The sequence below is a fragment of the Deinococcus sonorensis KR-87 genome (genome assembly GCF_040256395.1).
Classification (GTDB): Bacteria; Deinococcota; Deinococci; order Deinococcales; family Deinococcaceae; genus Deinococcus; species Deinococcus sonorensis.
The window spans coordinates 111,852-130,327 of record NZ_CP158299.1 but is presented as its reverse complement, the minus strand read 5'-3'; the positions used below and the strand labels follow the sequence as shown (position 1 = coordinate 130,327).

The 18,476-nt window shown below is 70.0% G+C and carries 15 protein-coding genes and 1 tRNA gene; 6 read left to right on the top strand and 10 right to left on the bottom strand.

The genetic code is table 11. The annotated features are described in order from the left end of the window. Nucleotides 1–17: 17 nt before the first annotated feature. Complete coding sequence (locus ABOD76_RS05875) at nucleotides 18–461, bottom strand: hypothetical protein (protein WP_350243867.1); 444 nt, start codon at nucleotides 459–461, stop codon at nucleotides 18–20. Then, nucleotides 454–2,085, bottom strand: coding sequence for a phosphoglucomutase (alpha-D-glucose-1,6-bisphosphate-dependent) (gene pgm, locus ABOD76_RS05870; RefSeq protein ID WP_350243866.1), 1,632 nt, complete (start codon nucleotides 2,083–2,085; stop codon nucleotides 454–456). Before pgm ends, ABOD76_RS05875 begins: the two co-directional genes overlap by 8 nt. A gap of 331 nt (nucleotides 2,086–2,416) precedes the next feature. Here pgm and glpX point away from each other — a divergent pair, with 331 nt between their 5' ends. Together glpX and ABOD76_RS05860 are read left to right on the top strand one after the other, a co-directional pair. Next, nucleotides 2,417–3,409, top strand: coding sequence for a class II fructose-bisphosphatase (gene glpX / locus ABOD76_RS05865; RefSeq protein ID WP_350243865.1), 993 nt, complete (start codon nucleotides 2,417–2,419; stop codon nucleotides 3,407–3,409). Between the two features lie 503 nt (nucleotides 3,410–3,912). After that, entirely contained in the window at nucleotides 3,913–4,884 is a 972-nt protein-coding gene (locus ABOD76_RS05860) for an aldo/keto reductase (RefSeq protein ID WP_350243864.1), read from the top strand. Nucleotide 4,885: 1 nt separating this feature from the next. Here ABOD76_RS05860 and ABOD76_RS05855 read toward each other — a convergent pair whose 3' ends face one another. Next, a complete protein-coding gene (locus ABOD76_RS05855) occupies nucleotides 4,886–5,596 on the bottom strand; it encodes a HepT-like ribonuclease domain-containing protein (protein WP_350243863.1) in 711 nt (236 codons plus the stop codon). An 84-nt stretch (nucleotides 5,597–5,680) separates the two neighbouring features. Between ABOD76_RS05855 and ABOD76_RS05850 the strand changes: the two genes are divergently transcribed. From ABOD76_RS05850 to ABOD76_RS05840, 3 genes are read left to right on the top strand one after another with little or no spacing between them, the layout of a single operon-like run. After that, nucleotides 5,681–6,157 (top strand): hypothetical protein, encoded by a 477-nt coding sequence (locus ABOD76_RS05850; RefSeq protein WP_350243862.1) that lies wholly within the window; start codon nucleotides 5,681–5,683, stop codon nucleotides 6,155–6,157. Nucleotides 6,158–6,179: 22 nt separating this feature from the next. Next, a complete protein-coding gene (locus ABOD76_RS05845) occupies nucleotides 6,180–6,569 on the top strand; it encodes a 4'-phosphopantetheinyl transferase superfamily protein (RefSeq protein ID WP_350243861.1) in 390 nt (129 codons plus the stop codon). Next, nucleotides 6,560–7,351: a Cof-type HAD-IIB family hydrolase gene (locus ABOD76_RS05840; protein WP_350243860.1), complete on the top strand. Its 792-nt coding sequence runs from the start codon at nucleotides 6,560–6,562 to the stop codon at nucleotides 7,349–7,351. Before ABOD76_RS05845 ends, ABOD76_RS05840 begins: the two co-directional genes overlap by 10 nt. On the opposite strand, the gene ABOD76_RS05835 is transcribed toward ABOD76_RS05840, so the two are convergent. The 7 genes from ABOD76_RS05835 to ABOD76_RS05805 form a co-directional block, all read right to left on the bottom strand. Then, nucleotides 7,344–8,375, bottom strand: coding sequence for a branched-chain amino acid aminotransferase (locus tag ABOD76_RS05835; RefSeq protein ID WP_350243859.1), 1,032 nt, complete (start codon nucleotides 8,373–8,375; stop codon nucleotides 7,344–7,346). The genes ABOD76_RS05840 and ABOD76_RS05835 overlap by 8 nt on opposite strands. 103 nt (nucleotides 8,376–8,478) lie before the next feature. Further along, nucleotides 8,479–8,853, bottom strand: coding sequence for a hypothetical protein (locus ABOD76_RS05830; protein ID WP_350243858.1), 375 nt, complete (start codon nucleotides 8,851–8,853; stop codon nucleotides 8,479–8,481). A gap of 53 nt (nucleotides 8,854–8,906) precedes the next feature. After that, nucleotides 8,907–10,130 (bottom strand): class I SAM-dependent RNA methyltransferase, encoded by a 1,224-nt coding sequence (locus tag ABOD76_RS05825; protein WP_350245227.1) that lies wholly within the window; start codon nucleotides 10,128–10,130, stop codon nucleotides 8,907–8,909. A gap of 90 nt (nucleotides 10,131–10,220) precedes the next feature. Further along, the gene (pckA, locus tag ABOD76_RS05820; protein WP_350243856.1) at nucleotides 10,221–11,819 is read right to left on the bottom strand and encodes a phosphoenolpyruvate carboxykinase (ATP); all 1,599 of its coding nucleotides are present in this window, start codon (nucleotides 11,817–11,819) and stop codon (nucleotides 10,221–10,223) included. 174 nt (nucleotides 11,820–11,993) lie between these two features. Further along, nucleotides 11,994–14,936 carry a hypothetical protein gene (locus tag ABOD76_RS05815; RefSeq protein ID WP_350243855.1) on the bottom strand — a complete coding sequence of 981 codons (2,943 nt, stop codon included), beginning with the start codon at nucleotides 14,934–14,936 and terminating at the stop codon, nucleotides 11,994–11,996. Between the two features lie 113 nt (nucleotides 14,937–15,049). Further along, nucleotides 15,050–16,960 carry a biosynthetic arginine decarboxylase gene (gene speA, locus ABOD76_RS05810; RefSeq protein ID WP_350243854.1) on the bottom strand — a complete coding sequence of 637 codons (1,911 nt, stop codon included), beginning with the start codon at nucleotides 16,958–16,960 and terminating at the stop codon, nucleotides 15,050–15,052. Nucleotides 16,961–17,184: 224 nt separating this feature from the next. Then, nucleotides 17,185–17,260: transfer RNA gene (locus tag ABOD76_RS05805), tRNA-Asp, on the bottom strand. Nucleotides 17,261–17,418: 158 nt separating this feature from the next. Here ABOD76_RS05805 and ABOD76_RS05800 point away from each other — a divergent pair. Then, a complete protein-coding gene (locus tag ABOD76_RS05800) occupies nucleotides 17,419–18,468 on the top strand; it encodes a GGDEF domain-containing protein (protein WP_350243853.1) in 1,050 nt (349 codons plus the stop codon). The last annotated feature ends 8 nt before the right edge of the window (nucleotides 18,469–18,476 follow it).

Below are 18,476 nucleotides of genomic sequence, written 5' to 3'. Positions count from 1 at the left end.
GCCGGTCCTCTCCTGGTCTAGGGCTGCTCCTCCTGCACCTCCACCGACCCGGCTCCGGCAAACCGCACCGGCAGCCGCGCCACAATGGGGCGCAGCGGCTCCGGCAGTTCGTCCAGGTGCAGCGGCTGGACCGGCGCGGCCACCAGCCGGTAGGTTCCGGCCCGCCCATGCTCGTCCTGGCTGCTCTCCAGCGCGTCGAACACGTATAGGCCGCGCTTCTGGGGAGCGGCCAGCAGCGTGTCGAAGCTGCCGTCCGGGATGCTCAGCGGTTCTCTTTCGGGCAGTTCATCCAGGTACAGGTGCAGGGCGAACAGCATCTCCTCGCTGTGAAGCGCCTGCTCCGGCACCTTCCCGATGCCGCTGGCCAGCATCTGCGCGAGTTCGCCCGCCTCATCGCAGGCGAGCCAGTCGAACTCCATGCCCGGCAGTTCCGAGCGGTCCACCGGGGTATGCTCAGCCACCCAGCGCCCCCAGCACCACGTCCCGGGCCTCGCGCATCACTTCCTCCAGGTGCGCCTCGCCCTTCCAGCTCTCGGCATAGATTTTGTAGATGTCCTCGGTGCCGCTGGGCCGCGCCGCGAACCACGCCGATTCGGTCTGCACCTTCAGCCCGCCGATCGGCTCGTCGTTGCCGGGCGCGCGGGTCAGCCGGGCGGTGATCGGCTCACCGGCCAGCGTCTGGGCCTGCACCTGCTCTGGCGAGAGTTTGCTGAGTTTCGCCTTCTGCTCCGGGGTGGCCGGGGCGTCGGCGCGGTTGTAGGCGGTCTCCCCGAACTCGGCCTTCAGGGCGGCGTAGCGCTGGGCGGGCGTCTGACCGGTCACGGCCGTCATCTCGGCGGCCAGCAGCCCCAGGATCAGGCCGTCCTTGTCGGTGCTCCAGGCCGTGCCGTCCATCCGCAGGAAGCTGGCCCCGGCGCTTTCCTCGCCGCCGAAGCCCAGCGTGCCCTGCTGCAGTCCCTCCACGAAGTACTTGAAGCCCACCGGCACCTCCACCAGCCGCCGGCCCAGCCGGGCCGCCACCCTGTCGATCAGGCTGCTGCTCACCAGCGTCTTGCCCACCCCGGCGTCGGCGGGCCAGTCGGGCCGGTGCTGGTACAGGTAGTCGATGCACACTGCCAGATAGTGGTTGGGATTCATCAGGCCGTCCGGCGTCACGATGCCGTGGCGGTCGGCGTCCGGGTCGTTGCCGATCGCCACGTCGAAGTCGTCCTTGAGCCGCAGCAGGCCCGCCATCGCGTAGGGACTGCTGCAGTCCATCCGGATCTTGCCGTCCTTGTCCACGCTCATGAAGGCGAAGGCTGGGTCCACGCGCTCGTTCACGATGTTCAGCTGAAGCCCATGCACGTCGCGGATGCGTTCCCAGACCGGCAGCGACGAACCGCCCAGCGGGTCCACGCCGATGTTCACGCCCGCTGCACGGATGGCCTCAATGTTCACCACCTGCGGCAGCTGCTCCACGTAGGGGGTGATGAAGTCGAACTCCTCGGCGTGCTGCATCGCGTCGGCCACGCCCACCGTCTTCACGCCTTCCAGGCCTGCGCGCAGCAGCGCGTTGGCCCGGTCCTGAATGCCCCGGGTCACGTCGGTGTCGGCCGGGCCGCCCGACGGCGGGTTGTACTTGAAGCCGCCGTCGCGCGGGGGGTTGTGGCTGGGCGTGATCACGATGCCGTCGGCCAGCCCGGGCCCCTGGCGGTTGTACTCCAGGATCGCGTGGCTGACCAGCGGTGTGGGGGTGAATTCGCCATTCTTGCTACGCCGCACCTGCACCCCGTTGGCGGCCAGCACCCGCAACGCGGTCAGCAGCGCCGGGTCCGAGAGCGCGTGGGTGTCGGCCCCGATGTAGAGCGGTCCCTGAATCCCGGCCCCTGCGCGGTACTCGCACACCGCCTGGGTGATGGCCAGGATGTGCTGCTCGTTGAAGGTGCCGTCGTCGCTGCTGCCCCGGTGGCCGCTGGTGCCGAAGGCGACCTGCTGCAGCGGGTTGGCCGGGTCCGGCCGGATCTCGTAGTAGTGAGACAGCAGGCGGGGAATCTGCGTCAGGATACGCTGCGGAGCGGGCTTGCCGGCCAGTTCGGAGATCGCCATGCGGGTAGTTTACCCACAGCAGGTGGTCCGGGCAGGTGTCATCTTAATTTTATGCAAAGAGACAGGCAGCGCTTTTCGGTCGGCGGCGCCATATTCTGCGCGCCGGCTCTGCTAGCCTGCTCGGTATGCGGTTCCTGCGCGAATTCTTTTCTGACCTGTGGCGGCTGACCAAGCTGCTGGCGGCGGTGATCGCCATTCCGCTGCTGCTGTACCTGCTGCTGCTGTGGCTGGGCGTGTTCCGGTAGGCCCGCGCGGCGCGTCTGCCACGCAGGAACACATCTGGAACCGCTCCCAGCGCGCGCGTGTCCCCTGTGCGTGTTACGTTCAGGGTATGACCACACGGGCCCTGACCAACAACGATCTGGAACATGCGCTGGTGCTGGAAACCGCCCGCGTGACCGAGGCCGCCGCGCTGGCCGCAAGCCGACTGGTGGGCATGGGAGACAAGAACGCCGTGGACGCCGCCGGGACCGAGGCGATGCGGAGCGTGTTGAACAGCCTGGACATCCGGGGCACCGTGGTGATCGGTGAGGGCGAGATGGACGAGGCCCCGATGCTGTACATCGGAGAAACGCTGGGCCAGGGCCGGTACGAGGTGGACATTGCGGTGGATCCGGTGGAGGGCACGGTGGTCACGGCCAAGGGCCTGCCGAACGGGCTGGCGGTCATTGCCATCAGCGAGAAGGGCGGGCTGATGCACGCGCCGGACTGTTACATGGACAAGCTGGTGGTGCCGCCGCCCGCCGCCGGCCGGGTGCACCTGGACTGGCCGGTGGAGGCAAACCTGGCGGCCATCGCCCAGAGCCTGGATCGCAAGGTCGAGGACCTGCTGGTGGTGATTCTGGACCGGGAGCGGCACCAGGACCTGATCGCGCGGGTGCGCGGGGCCGGGGCGCGCGTCAAGCTGATCGGCGACGGCGACGTGGTGGCGAGCCTGGCGGTGGGGGTGCGCGGCACCGGGGTCCACGCCCTGATGGGGTCCGGGGGCGCACCGGAAGGGGTGCTGAGTGCGGCGGCCCTGAAGTGCCTGGGCGCGGAGATCCAGGGCCGGTTCATGGCAGAGGACGACGCCCAGCGGGCGCGCTTCGTGGAAATGGGCGTGGACGAGCACCGCGTCTACAAGACGAACGAACTGGCGCCGGGCCGGCAGATGGCCTTCGCCGCCACCGGCATCACCAACGGCGAGCTGCTGGAGGGCGTGCGGCGATTTGGCGGTGGGGCGCGAACCCACACGGTCGTGATGGGGTACGCCACCCGGGTGGTGCGCTTCCTGGACAGCGTGCATCTGGAAGAGGACGGCGCGCGGGTGGTGATCCGGGTCTAGCACGCAGTGGCAGGACTTGAAGGGCTCGGGGGAGGGCTCGGCAGGCCTGGCCAGACCGTGCGATCAGGATCAGCCCAACAGCCAGCGTCACGCTGACGGTGGGCAGGCCCAGCAGCGTCCACCACCTGGACCGGCTCCCTCTTGCGTGAGGTGCCTTGATCAGGACGGCGAGCAGAGACAGCAGCACGCCGAGGAAGTTGAACCCGACGCCGGCGCCCCGGCACTGGAGTGGTCAAGAAAAGGGTCCTGCGCATCAAGCCTGACCTGCAGGGCAAATAACAGAGAGGACAGCACGATCAGCCAGGCGGCACCAAGGAAGAGCGCGATCTCAACGATCAGCGCAGGATTCGCCTGTTGTCCTCTGAAATGAAGTTCAAAACAACAACAGACGGAACAGGTGGCCGATTGGGAACCATTCGGAGTCGACTCTAAGCCGCAGGGCGTGGCGGGCGTGCTTCAGCCCTGACTGGCGACAGATGCGCGGGTGTGATACCCCTCAGGGTATGCAGCTGCGCGATTTCGGCAGAACCGGCCTCCGGGTGACGCCCCTCGGCCTGGGGCTGGCGGCCCTGGGCCGGCCCGGCTACCTCAACCTGGGCCACGGTCAGGACTTCCAGGCGGGACGCACGCCCGACGACCTGCGGGCGCGCACCTTCGAGGTGCTGGACGCCGCCTGGGCCGGCGGCATTCGCTTTCTGGACGCGGCGCGGTCCTACGGGCAGGCCGAGGTCTTCCTGGGGGCGTGGCTGCGCGAGCGGCGGGTGCCCGCGCAGGCCGCGGTGCTGGAGAGCAAGTGGGGCTACACCTACACGGCCGGCTGGCAGGTGCAGGCCGAGCAGCACGAGGTCAAACAGCACAGCCTCGCCACGCTGGAGCGGCAGTGGCCCGAAACCGAGCAGGCGCTGGGCCGCCTGCCGGACGCGTACCTGATTCACTCGGCCACGCTGGAGAGCGGGGTGCTGCAGGACCGGCTGGTGCTGGAGCGGCTGGCCCGGCTGCGGGCTGGCGGCCTGCGGGTGGGCCTGTCGCTGAGCGGGCCGGGGCAGGCGGAGACGCTGCGACGAGCGCTGGAGCTGCGGGTGGAGGGGGAGCCGCTGTTTCAGGTGGTGCAGGCGACCTGGAACCTGCTGGAGCCGTCGGCGGGTGCGGCGCTGTCGGAGGCGCACGAGGCAGGCTGGGGCGTGGTGATCAAGGAGGCACTGGCCAACGGGCGGCTGACCGCGCGTGGCCCGCAGCTCCCCGCCGCACTGGCGGAGGCCTGCCGGGAGCTGGACAGCACGCCGGATGCCCTGGCGCTCGCTGCCGCCCTGCAGCAGCCGTTCGTCCACACCGTGCTGAGCGGCGCGGCCAGTGTGGAGCAGCTGGCCAGCAACCTGCGGGCGGTGGGGCTGGCCCGGCTGCCGGGTGGCCTGGAGACGCTGGCCGAACCTCCGGCCCACTACTGGCAGACGCGCGCGGGGCTGCCCTGGACCTGAGTCAGTCCTCGCCGGTCCGGGCCAGCAGCTGTTCCAGCCGTGGCCGCAGGGCGGGCAGGTCCACCGTGACCGTGTGCCACAGCAGCGCCAGATCGATGCCGAAGTAGTCGTGGGCGATCAGGTTGCGGATGCTGCGCAGGGCATTCCACGGCACTTCCGGGTGCTCGTCCTGCAGCCGCTGCGGCACGAACTTGCTGCCCTCGCCCAGCCGCAGCAGGTTCATCAGCACGGCGTCCTGCACCAGCGGGTCGGCGGCGAACTGCGCCTCGTCCAGCCCGCGCGTGGCGTGCCGGATGGCCGCGAGCGCGTTCAGCAGCGCCTGCACCCGCCAGCGCCAGCGCTTGTGCCCGTCCGGCCCGCCGGCGGGCCGCGCGCCCGGGTCCATCACGTCCAGCGCGTCGTGCAGGGCGGGCCGCCGCAGCGGTGGGTGGAGCGCCCCCTCGGTCACCACATCGGTGCGGCGGCCCAGCAGGTCCTCGAACAGCCACACTGCCTGCACCAGATCGAACAGGCCGCGCTCGCCCTGAAAGTCGATCAGCACGTCCACGTCCGAGTCCGGGTGGGCGTCGTCGCGCGCCACCGACCCGAACAGCCGCACCCTGGACACGTCCAGCTGCTGCCACAGGTGCCGGTGCTCGCGCAGGTGGGCGGCGATCTCCTGCAGGCGCGGGCGGCCCAGCAGCGGCGCCGCTTCAGATGAAGAATGATCCACCGAAGCAGCATAGCGGCCTGTCGGATGGCCCACATCCAGAACGGCCCCCGCGGCGTACAACTCAGGTGAGGACAGGAGGTTCGTATGCGCTCAGCCGTCCGACTGCTCGCCCTACTCATGCTCGCCGCCCCCCTGGCGTCCGCGCAGGTGCAGATCCCCGCCACCCCCCCGCCCAAGGCGGCGCCCGCCCCCGCCTCCGCCCCCGTCGCAGGCGAGATGGCCCTGGCGCGGGGCCGCCAGCTGGTGCAGTGGTTCTATGCTCAGCAGCTGGAGCCGGTGTGGGCCGCCTTCCTGCCCAGCGCCCGTCAGGACTTTGCCAACGATCTGGCCGCCTTTCAGAGCTACCGGGCGGCCGGCATCCAGAATTACGGCCGCGAGACTTCCCTGATTTCCGAACGCGTGCTGGAGGACAGCGGCGTGCAGTACTACCTGCGCACCGCCCGCTTCGAGCGCGGTCCGGACGTGGCCTGGACGCTGGTGTTCGGGCTGAACGCGCAGGGTCAGGTGGTGCAGTTCGGCATCCTGAACGCCGGGCCTGTGAGCGACGGGCCGTCCACCTAGGCCGGATATGCCACAGTAGGGCGTGATTATTGCCGTAGGCAACGACCTGATCGAGATCGCGCGGATCCGTGGCCTGATGCGGCGCGAGAAGCGGCGTTTCCACAAGCTGTTTGCGGAGGCTGAGCTGGAATACTGCGCCCGGCTGGTGGACCCGGCCCCCAGTTACGCCGCCCGGTTCGCCGCCAAGGAGGCCTTTCAGAAGGTCTGGCCGCGGCCACACGGCTGGCGCGACGTGTGGGTGGAGCGGCCCCGCACCCCGGACGGTCCCTTTCCATACGCGGCCCCGGTGCTGGGCTTCGCCGCACCCATCGCGGCCGAGATGCAGGCGCGCGGCTGGGTGGCGCACCTGTCGCTGACCCACACCAAGGAGCATGCGGCGGCCGTGGTGGTACTGGAGCAGCGGTGCGGCTGATCGCCACCGATCTGGACGGCACCCTGCTCGGCCCGGACGGGCAGGTCAGCCCGCGCAACCGCGCCGCGTTGCAGCAGGCGCAGCGGCGCGGCTGGCCGGCCGTGCTGGTGACAGGCCGCCCGTCGCGGATGGTGCTGCCGATGGCCCGGGACCTGCAGCTGGAGGGCTACGCCATCTGCAGCAACGGGGCCATGACCCTGGACCTGCACACCGGACAGCCGGTGGACACCCAGCCGATCCCGGAAGCGGTGCTGCACCGGCTGCTGCCGCAGCTGCGGGCCGCGCTGCCGGGCGTGGCGTTCGGGCTGGAGTGGGGTGACAACATGCTGCACGACGCCCTGTACCGCCCCGCCGAGGACGCGCCGGACGACGTGTTGACGGCCTACCTGCCCGGCGCCCCCCGCCGGCCGGGGCCGGTGCTGAAGCTGATGGTGCGCCACCCGGAGCTGGCCCCGGCGCTGCTGGCCGCCCGCATCACCGAGCTGGGTGGGGGAGAGGTCGGCGGCACCAGTTCCGGCGCCGCCTTCGCGGAGATTCATGTGGCGCACGTCAGCAAGGCGTACGCGCTGGAATGGCTGTGCGCGCGGCTGCAGGTGGCGCAGGCCGACACGGTGGTGTTCGGGGACGCGCCCAACGACCTGCCGATGCTCAGCTGGGCCGGGCATGCGGTGGCGATGGGCAACGCCGACGATGAGGTGAAGGCGCTGGCCGACGAGGTCACGCTCAGCAACGCCGAGGACGGCGTGGCGGTCGTGATCGAGCGGCTGCTCTCGATTACTTGACCTTGACGATCCAGCCGTCCGGCGCGGGCCGGTCGCCGAACTGGATGCCGATCAGCTCGTCGTAGAGCCGCCGGGTGACCGGCCCGACCGTGTCGCCGCTGGGGAACTGATGGAAGGTCTCCCCGTTCTGGATGCCCCCGATGGGCGTGATGACGGCCGCCGTGCCGCAGGCGCCCGCCTCGGTGAACTGATCTAGCTGGTCGATGTACACGTCGCCCTCCTCGACCTGCAGCCCCAGTCGGTCGCGGGCGATGTCCAGCAGCGAGTACTTGGTGATGCTCTCCAGGATCGAGGGCGACTTGGGCGTCACGAAGCGCCCGTCACGGGTGATGGCGAAGAAGTTGGCCGCGCCGACCTCCTCGATCTTGGTGTGCGTCTCAGGGTCCAGGTAGATGCAGTCGGCGAACGACCGCTGCTTGGCTTCCTGACCCGGCAGCAGGCTGGCCGCGTAATTGCCGCCCACCTTGGCGGCCCCGGTCCCGTTGGGCGCGGCGCGGTCGTACTGGGAGACGATGAAGTTGGAAGGCGCCAGGCCGCCCTTGAAGTAGGCGCCCACCGGCGTGCAGAACACCGAGAACAGGAACTCCGGGGCGCTGCGGACGCCGATGTTGTCGCCTACGCCGATCACGTAGGGCCGCAGGTACAGGGCGCCGCCGGTGCCGTACGGAGGGATGAACCGCTCGTTGGCCAGCACCACCTGCCGGCACGCCTCGATGAACATCTCGGTCGGCACCGCCGGCATCAGCAGCCGCGCGCAGCTGCGGTGCATCCGGGCGGCGTTCTGGTCCGGGCGGAACAGGTTGATGCTGCCGTCCTGACAGCGGTAGGCCTTGAGGCCCTCGAAGCACTGCTGGCCGTAATGCAGCGCGGTGGATCCCTCGCTGATGTGGACCTTGTTGTCCGCCGTCAGGGTGCCCTGGTCCCAGGCCCCGTCCTTCCAGTGCGCCACGTAGCGCAGGTCGGTGCGGATGTAACTGAAGCCCAGGTTCTTCCAGTCGATATCAACGGTTGCGGTGTTGGTCATATCAGGTGCTCCTTGAGGCGACCGGCCGCTCCGGAACTGGAGCAGGGGCCGGCCCGGTGTAGGAATCATAGAGCGGATGCCGGGCGCGTGTGCGCGGCGGGCCTCAGCGCTGCTCGGTGGCCAGCTCGCGGCCGTCGCTGCCGCTCACGCTGAAGCGGTAGGTGCCCGCCTGGAGCGTTTTCCACTGCACCTGAAAGTCGGCGCAGGCGTTGGGCAGCGTGACGGCCGGGGCCGCCGGGTAGCGCCCGTTGTCCTGGTTATAGGCCTCCAGCTCTCGGGCCAGTTCGCTGGCGCAGTACTGGGCCGCCGCGAGGGTGGTCACGCGCTGGGCGCTGCCGGGGGCCGCCGCCTGCTGCTGCAGCTGCCGCACCTGCGCTTCCAGCCGGGCCACCCGCTGCTCCAGCTGCTGTTCACGGGCGCTGGGGCGGTCGGTGCAGGCCGTCAGCAACAGGGGAAACAGCAGCAGGACGCGGCTCACAGCGTTCAGGCTAACAGAGCCGCATGTGGGCGCGCCGTTGAGCCGTCGTTTACTCAGCGGTCCAGGACGCTGACCACTTCCACGTGGCTGGTCTGCGGGTAGAAGTCGTGCGGCGTCACCTCGCCCAGGGTCCAGCCGCGCCGGGTCAGGTCGCCCACGTCGCGCGCCCAGGTGGCCGGGTCGCAGCTCACGTACACCAGCCGGTGAGCCGGGCTCGCCTGAATGGCGTCCCGGGCCTCCTCGTCCAGGCCCGCGCGCGGCGGGTCCACCACGATCACGTCCGGGTCGCTGAGGCTGGACGCGTCGCCCAGCCGGAAGGTCAGGTTGGTCTGCCCGGCGCGGCGCACGTCCTGGCGCCCACGGGCCAGCGCGATCTTGTCGGTGTCCATCACCACCACCCGGTGGAAGTTGGGCGCGAGGTGCCGCCCGATGGCCCCGCTGCCGCCGTACAGGTCCAGCGCCAGGTGGCCGCGCCCGGCCAGTTTCGCGGCGCGGATGTAGGCCAGGCCGGCGGCCTCCGGGTTCACCTGCGCGAAGCCCGACGCGCTGACCCGGCTGGTGATCTGCCCGAACTGCTCTTCGATCTCGCTCTCACCCGCGATCAGCCGCACGCCCGCGCTGAAGCGCCGCCCGGCCGGGGCCGCCAGCGTCACACCCGCCACGCCGCAGTCCATCAGCTCGTCGCTGGCCCTCAGGAAATCGCGCGGCTCGCCCACCCCGATCAATGTGGCCACCACCTCGCCGGTCAGCCGGCTGGCCCGCAGACTCAGCTCGCTGGCCGGACCCAGCCGCGACACGTCGGCCTGCCGCACCACCCGCGCAATCTGCTCCATCACCAGCGGGTCCTGCTCCACCGCCTGCGCCCGGTGCCCGCGGCGCTCGCGGTAGCCCAGGCCCTGGGCGGTGATCAGGTACTGGGCGGTGTTGCGGTAGGCCCACTGGTGGGGGCTCGGCACCGCCGGATTCACCGGATGGTCCAGCTTGGCGATGCGGCTGAGCGCCTCCTCCACGAAGCCACGCTTGTAACGCAGCTGGGCGGCGTAGCTGGCGTGCGCCAGATCGGTGGTGGGCAGTTCCGGCGCCTCCACCCGGTCGGGGCTGGGCTTCAGGACCTCCCGGGTGACGCCCTGCCACACGCCACGCCCCTCGCGCACCTCGGCCCGCACTTCCTCGCCGGGCAGCGCGCCGCGCACCAGCACCACCCCCGCATCGGTGCGGCTGAGGCCCAGGCCGCCCGTGACGAGCTTTTCGATGGTGAGGGTCTGGATGGTAGGCATCGGCATAACCTGAGCAGCTTACCAGAAGCGGCCAACCTCAACCGGATGGCCCGTGCCATTGACACGGGCCATCCGGTGAGAGCGTCTGGGTTACTCCGCGTGCTGCGGCATGCAGCCGGTCACGCCCGCGTCCACCCCGTCCGCGAAGCGCTCGAAGTTCTGGCGGAACATGGCGGCCAGCTGCCGGGCGGCGGCGTCATAGGCGGAGCCATCGGCCCAGCTGTCGCGGGGGTTGAGCAGTTCGGCCGGCACACCCGGCACCTCGCTCGGAATCACCAGCCCGAAGAACGGCTCACGCTGGTACTCCACCGTGTCCAGGGCGCCGTCCAGCGCCGCGCTGATCAGGGCGCGGGTGTGCCGGATGCTGATGCGGTGGCCCTGGCCGTACTTCCCGCCGGTCCAGCCGGTGTTCACCAGCCACACCCGGGTGCCGTGCGCCTCCACCCGCTGGGCCAGCAGCCGGGCGTACTCGCCGGGGTGACGCGGCATGAACGGCGCCCCGAAACAGGTGCTGAAGGTGGGCTGCGGCTCCACCACGCCCTGCTCGGTGCCGGGAATCTTGGCGGTGAAGCCGGACAGGAAGTAATACATCATCTGCTCGCGGCTCAGCCGGGCGATAGGCGGCAGCACCCCATACGCGTCGGCGGTCAGGAAGATGATGTTCTGCGGGTGCCCGCCGCGTCCGCTCGCCTCAATGTTATCGATGAAGTCGATCGGGTAGGCGCTGCGGGTGTTGTCGGTCAGGTGGCCGTCGTCCAGGTCTGGGGTGCGGTCCGGGCGCAGCACCACGTTCTCCAGCACCGTGCCGAACATGCGGGTGGTGCGTTCGATGGCCGGCTCGGCCTCCGGGTTCAGCCCGATCACCTTGGCGTAGCAGCCGCCCTCGAAGTTGAACACACCTTCGTCGCTCCAGCCGTGCTCGTCGTCGCCGATCAGCCGGCGCTGCGGGTCGGCGCTCAGGGTGGTCTTGCCGGTGCCGGACAGCCCGAAGAACAGCGCCACGTCGCCCTGCTCCCCGATGTTGGCGCTGCAGTGCATCGGCATCACGCCGCGCTCCGGCAGCAGGTAGTTCAGCACCCCGAAGATGCCCTTCTTGTTCTCGCCCGCGTACTTGGTGCCGCCCACCAGAATCATGCGGCGGGTGAAGTCCACCACGATGAAGGTCTCGCTGCGCACCCCGTCGCGGGCCGGGTCCGCCTTGAAGCTCGGCAGGTTCAGCACCGTGAACTCGGCCGTGTGTGAGGCCAGCTGTTCCGGGGTGGGCCGCACGAACATGTTGTGCACGAACAGCGAGTGGTACGCCATCTCGGTCACGAGCCGCACCGGCAGCTGGTAGCTGGGGTCGGTGCCGGCGTACAGGTCCTGCACGAACACTTCCTGCCCTTCCATCCAGCTGAGCATCCGCTGCAGCAGGTTGTCGAAGACCTGCGGGGTGGTGGGGGTGTTGAAGCCGCCCCAGTGCACGCCGCCCTCAGTCAGCGCGTCCTGCACGATGAAGCGGTCCTTGGGGCTGCGGCCGGTGTGCGGGGCGGTGTACACCGTCAGCGGCCCGTCCTGGGCCAGCACGCCCTCGCCGCGCCGCAGCGCGGCCTCGTAGAGTTCCGGGACCGTGAGGTTGAAGCGGATGGTGGCGCCGCGCTGTTGCAGCGCGTGGAGGTCAAGGCTGGTCCTGACGGCGGTCTCGGTCATGTGTTCCCCCTGAAGCGGCCCCGGCTGGAGGTCAGCGTGGCCGGCCATGTGACGCCAGCGTACGTGGACCGGGCTGACCTCAGAAAGCCAGTTCAGTGAACTGTTCCTAAACTCCGCAGCGCCAGATGTACACAGGCACGCTGTGTCGTTTTCAGCAGGTACACCGCTGCGGGCTCAGCTGTACTGGCTCGACACCGCGTCCCGGGGCTGCAGCAGCCCCAGGCCCTGAGGGAGCACCAGCCGCAGCACATCGGCCTCCAGCGCACTGCCGGCGAACACCCGCAGGGCGCTGCGGCTGAGCCCGGCGTGAAACGCGTGATAGCGCGGCTCGTCCAGGCCCTGCGCCAGCGTCTGGAAGGCCAGCTGCGGATCGCGGGGGGCCAGCGCCTCGGCCTCCAGCCCGATCAGCCACGCGGCGTAGCCAGGGTCGTTCAGGGTGTGCTCGCCGGCCAGCCGCGCCGCGTGACGGGCGTAGGCATTGGCCAGATTGACCTCGATCAGGGCCTGGTCGTGTTGCCCGGCCCGCAGCCGCGCCTCGGTCAGGAATGAGTGCGCCTGCATCCGGTGATACGGATGGCGGGCCACCTGCACGCCGTCCATCGCGTGCTGGATGGCCGCCTGCGGGTCTGGGGTGGCCAGCGCCAGCGCCAGATGCACGTCCACCCGCAGCGCGCCCTCGCCGGTCATCTCCCGCAGCACCGTGTCAAGCAGCTGCCGGGCGTACTGCAGGTCCGCATTGTCGGTGGAGGCCCCGGTCAGCGGCGGCAGGTAGGCGCAGCCGAGCCCCCGGCACAGGTAGGCCAGCGCCACCCGGTATTCCAGCCGGTGCCGGCGGTAGGCGGCCTCCAGCGGACGCTGCGCCTCGGCCTCACGGAAGCGCTGCCAGGCCCAGTTGCCTAGCCAGAGCGCCCGGTCGAACTCGCCGCGCGCCGCATGTAGCAGCGACAGCTCCGAGTACACCCGCGCCCGGCTGAACGCGTCGGGCGCTTCCGCCTCCGCCTGGGCGAACACCTGTTGGGCGGCGCTCAGCTCGCCCAGCCGCCTTAGCACCGTGCCGAGCCGGCCCCGGCTGTGGCTCAGCTCCTCCAGGGTGGCGCCGTGGGTGGCCAGCCCCTGGGTGGCGCGTTCCAGGTGCCCCAGTGCTCGCGGAAACTGCCCCAGCCGGCTCCACAGGTCGCCCAGCTGCGCGTGGGCGCGGTCGTGCTGCAGCGGCAGCGCCCGCTGGTCCTCGGCCACCCGGGTCAGCGCCTGCACTGCCTCGCTCCACTGGCCCTGGTCCTTGGCGATCATGCCCTGCCAGGTCAGCACCTTGGCGGCCAGCGGGCCGCTGGCCTCGTCGGCCCACTGCTGGGCGCGCTGCACCTGCGCGGCCGCCTCGGCGGCGTCGCCGGCCCAGCGGGCGAACGCCGCCTCGATCAACGCCAGGTCCACCCCGGTGCCCGGCTCCAGCTGCGCCTGGGCCACGTCCAGGCTGGCCAGCTGCTGGCGCGCCTCGTCGTAGCGCGCCGCGTCAATCAACCCTTCGGCGCGTTTCAGGTCGGCCCAGACCTGCAGCGGGACCGCCGCGCTGCGTTCCAGGCAGCTCAGGGCGCTGTGCATGTGCGGATGGGTGTAGTGGCCCAGCTCGGCGTAGTGCTCCACCACGGCACGCGCCAGCTGCTCGCGCACCTCCGTGGGCAACACGTCCGGACCGGCCGACTCCAGCGTCTGCCAGGCGCGTTCGGCGCGGGCGCCGCTGGCGGTCTGCAGCACCAGCGGCCAGCAGCAGCCGCGCAGCGCGTGGTGCAGGGCGCGGGCCGGGTCGCCCAGCGACAGGGCCAGCTCGGCGGCCTGACGGTGGCGCTGCTCCAGCCGTTCGGCCAGGCCTGCCGGATGCTGCTGCACCAGCCGCTCGATCAGCTCCAGGTTGGTGGGGCGCACCGACCCCGAGGTGGCCGGTTCCAGAAAGGCGCGTTCCAGGTCACGGCGCTGCTCCAGCGGCTGCGGGCGCTCCGGGTCCAGCAGCTGTTCCAGGAAGGCGACCTGCACCTGCGGCGTCTCGCTGGAAAACGCCACCGACAGTGTCTCCAGGAACGTGCGCAGCGACTCGTCGGGCAGGGGCGGCAGCGGCTCGTCGTGCTGGCCCTGCGAACCGACCCCGGCCAGCAGCGTCAGCAGCCCCAGGTTGTCGTAGCTGCGCCCGGCCCGCCGCACGATGCGCTCCACCTCGGCCGGCGGCAGGTCCGGCAGCTTGACCCGCACGAAGCGGCGCATGTCCTCCAGCGACGGGGGCTGCAGCACGATCAGCTCACCGTAGCCGTCGAGCCGCTGCGGCAGACCGTCCGGCTCGCTGAGCGCCACCAGCACCGCCACCGGCGAGTGCGCCAGCGGGGCCAGCACGTGATGCCACACCCAGCTGGTCGCGGAGGCAGTCTGGCCGTCCGGCAGCCGCAGGGGGAGGCCGTTCAGCTGCGCGTGGCTGTCCACCCGCACCAGCAGCACCGCACCGGGCCGGTCCAGCCGGGCCACCAGCGCCCGCGACAGCTGCTGCTGAATGGCGCCCAGCACTGCGTAGGGAGCGCCCGCCTGCAGCCGGGACAGCAGCTCGGTGGTCAGCTGCGCCGGCAGGTCCAGCTGGGCTGCCAGCCGGCGCAGCTCCGGCGCCAGATCGTCATCAAAGCGCAGCAGCAGCGCGTCCGGCAGCGCCCGGCTCAGCTGGTCCACCAGCAGCGTCTTGCCGGTGCCGGGCCCGGCCACGAACACGGTGCGGGGCGGCGGCGCGCCCTGGGTCTGGCTGCGCTGCACACCCTGCAAAAATCGGCGGTAGATCAGCCGCTTGTCCCGGTCCAGCACGTGATCGCCCGGGTCCGGCAGCGCGGCGGTGGGCGGCTGGGGCCACGGCAGCTCCAGGTTCAGCCGCCCGCTCAGCCCCTGCAACACACTGAGCAGCATCCTCTTGTCGGCGGCGGTGCCCACGTCGCGGTACAGGATGTTGCGGACGGTGGAGGGCCGGCCGCCCTGCGCCTGCACCGTCTCTTCCAGCCAGCGCAGGCTGCCCATCTGCCCGCGCGCGTCACGTTGGCCCACCAGCGCGGCCCTCAGCTGCGCCAGCGGAGCCAGCCAGGCGGTTTCTGCCATGCCGTCAGTGTAGCGCCGGGCCGTGTACCTGACGTGATGAGAGTCGGGTACACGGCCCAGCGGCAACAGACAGGGCGGGTCAGCAGCGCTGACCCGCCCCCCTCACTTTGCTCTCAGGCTTCCTCGTACTCCAGGTAGGTGTAGCCGAGCAGCTCCTCGTCGTAGTCCTCCAGCAGCTCTCGCTCCTGCTCGTCGGTCAGGATGCCGGCCTCCAGGGCACGGTCGGTCTGCTCCTCGATGCTGTCGCGCAGCATGCCCTCCTCGTACCCCATGCTCTCGATCATGCGCCGCGCCTTCTGGCCGCGTACGAACAGGTCGATGTGGTACTTGCCGCCGGGCCGCACCGTCACATGTGCCTCGTTGACCTTGCCGAACAGGTTGTGGGCGCTGCCCAGCACGTCCTGATAGGCACCCATCAGGTAGATGCCCAGGTAGTACGGCTTGCCGTTCGGCTCGTGCAGCGGCAGGGTGGCCTTCACGTCGCGCAGATCGATGAACTTCTCGATCTTGCCATCGCTGTCGCAGGTGATGTCCACCAGCGTGCCCTGGCGGGTCGGCTGCTCGGTGAGCCGCGAGATGGGCGTGATGGGAAACAGCGCCTGGATGGCCCAGTTGTCCGGCAGACTCTGGAACAGCGAGAAGTTGCAGATGAACTTGTCGGCCAGCACCTTCTGCAGGTCCTCCAGCTCGTCCGGCACGTACTTCTCTCCGGCGATCAGCCGGCTGATTTTGCGCAGGATGGCGTTGAACAGCGCCTCGCCCCGGGCCCGGTCCTCCAGCGTCACGTACCCCAGGTCGAAGAGGTTGTGCAGGGTGCCCTTGTCGCCCACCGCGTCGTTGTACATCTCGCGGTAGTTGCGCCCGGAGATGTTCTCCAGGATCTCCTCCAGGTCCTTGACCACCTGATGCGCCTCGCCCTTGCTGGCCGGAATTTCCTGCAGGTCGCGGGTGGGGCCGGTCACGTCGATCACCGGCACGATCAGCACCGCGTGGTGCGCGGTCAGCGCCCGCCCCGACTCCGAGACGATGGTGGGTTCCGGCACCTGCCGCGCCTTGCAGACCTCCTGCACGGTGTACACCACGTCGGCGGCGTACTCCTTGAGGGTGTAGTTCATGCTGGCGTAGAAGGTGGTCTTGGAGCCGTCGTAGTCCACGCCCAGGCCGCCGCCCACGTTCAGGTACTTCAGCGGCACCCCCTGGGCGATCAGGCCGGCGTAGGTCTGGGTGGCCTCGCGCACCGCCACCTTGATGCGCCGGATGTCGGTGATCTGCGAGCCGATGTGGGTGTGCAGCATCACCAGACTGTCCAGCATGCCCTCGTCGCGCAGCCGCTCCACCACCCGCAGCAGCTCATAGGCGTTCAGCCCGAACTTGGCCTGATCGCCGCCCGACTCCTCCCACTGCCCCGAGCCGCGCGCGTGCAGCTTGAAGCGCACCCCGATGGCGGGCCGGACCCCCAGCGCGCGCGCCTGCTTCAGCACCCGGTCCAGCTCGCTGTACTTTTCCAGCGTGATGACCACGTTCTTGCCGAGCGTGCGGCCCCACAGGGCCAGCTTGATGAAGCCGTCGTCCTTGAAGCCGTTGCAACACAGCAGCGCGTCCGGATGCATCCGCTGCGCCAGGCACAGCGCCAGCTCGGCCTTGCTGCCCGCCTCCAGGCCGTGCGCGTAGTCGTAGCCGGCCGCCGCAATGCCCTCCACCACGGCGCGGCGCTGGTTGACCTTGATGGGGAAGACCCCCTGATAGGAGCCGTTGTAGCCGTATTCCAGCGTGGCGTTCTGGAACGCCTCGTTGAGCTGCTTGACGCGGGCGGTGAGCACCTGGGGGAAGCGCAGGATCACCGGGAGGCTTTCGCCCCGGTCCACCAACTCATCCACCACATCGGCCAGCACGGTGCGCAGGCCCGGGGACGGCGTGACCTCCACCTGACCCGTATCGCTGACCCGGAAGTACCCGCCGCTCCAGCTGGGAATGCTGTACAGCTCGGCGGCGTCGGTGGCGGAAAAGGAACTTGACGTTTTCAATGCAGGCGTCCTCCAGAGAAGTGCCCGTGCCAGCAGACCGCTGGTCGGGGCCGGGATGGCGCTCGCCGTGCGCGGGTCTGGGGCCGGGTGCGGCAGTGCCCTGGAAGCCGTGCGAAACCGCTTCGAATAATACGGCCTGTGCGGCGCGAAAACGTCAGGGAAGCACACATGGGCAACAACAATGAAGTGGAGCTCCCACCTGGGGAACTCCACTTCACTGGCTCTGGCGGTCCGGACGGGATTTGAACCCGCGACCTTCTGCGTGACAGGCAGATATGCTAACCGCTACACTACCGGACCAGGCCTGGCTGCATTTGCAGCGGGATTAAGGATAGCCGCCCCCACCGGGCTTGTCAAATGCCAGTCGAGAACGCCACCGCCGATTGGGGGCAAACCGTTCAGCATTAAGCATATTCGCGCTCTGGCGGTCCGGTGAGCCGTTAGGATGGAGTGTCAGCATGTCCGCCCCTTCCTCCACCGACGCCTCTGCGGACCAGCTCGCCACCACCATTGAGCGTGGGCGCCGTCTGCTGCTGCTGCTGACGGCCGGCGGCTACCTGCTGTTCCTGCTGAGCCTGCGGGTGCTGCTGCCGGGGGTGCCGCTGCGTCCGCTGAGCGCCGAGATGCTGACCGGCTACGTGGCGCTGCTGGGCAGCGTGCTGGTGAGTATTCCCGGCATCAACCTGCGACTGCTGACCCTGATCCTGCTGCTGCTGACCGTCGTCCTACTGTTCACCCAGTTCCGCAGTGCCCTGACCACCCACGAGTGGCCGCTGGCCGCACTGAGCTGGCTGCCGCTGATGATCGTGCTGGCCTACGCCCTGCTCGGCTGGCGGCTGGGCGGGCTGGTGGTGGCCCTGGGGGTGGTGGGGGTGGGCGTGGCGGCCGCCCTGTCGCGGGCGGGCGGGGAGCTGATTTTCAGCCTGTGGCTGTCGAGTTTTTTTGTGCTGCTGGTGCTGGGGCTGATGGGCCTGCTGGTGACCCGCTTCATCGAGGAGCGGATCGAGACGGCGTACCGCGACAGCGAGCGGCTTCAGGCGGCCCGGATGGACAGCCTCACCGGCACGTTGGGCCGGGCGGCCATCCAGGAGGCGCTGCAGGACGGGCTGGCCTACGCCGAGCAGGGCCGCGGGCCGCTGAGCCTGGTGGTGTGCGACCTGGACAATTTCAAGACCATCAACGACCGGCACGGCCACAACATCGGGGACGAGGTGCTGCGGCTGGCTGCCCGTCGGCTGCGGCGCAATCTGGGCCGCAACGACCAGATGGGCCGCTGGGGCGGCGAGGAATTCCTGGTGGTGCTGCCGGGCGTCTCCAAGACCGACGCCCTGGCCATCGCGGAGCGGCTGCGCCGGGAGATTGCGGCGGCGCCGCTGGCCGGCCTGAACGTAACGGTCAGTCTGGGCGTCTCGGCGTGGCGGCTGGGCGACACCGTGAGCACCATCTTTGAGCGTGCCGATCAGGCGATGTACGAGGCCAAGGCTGCCGGCCGCAACCTGGTGAGATAAGGGCGGCG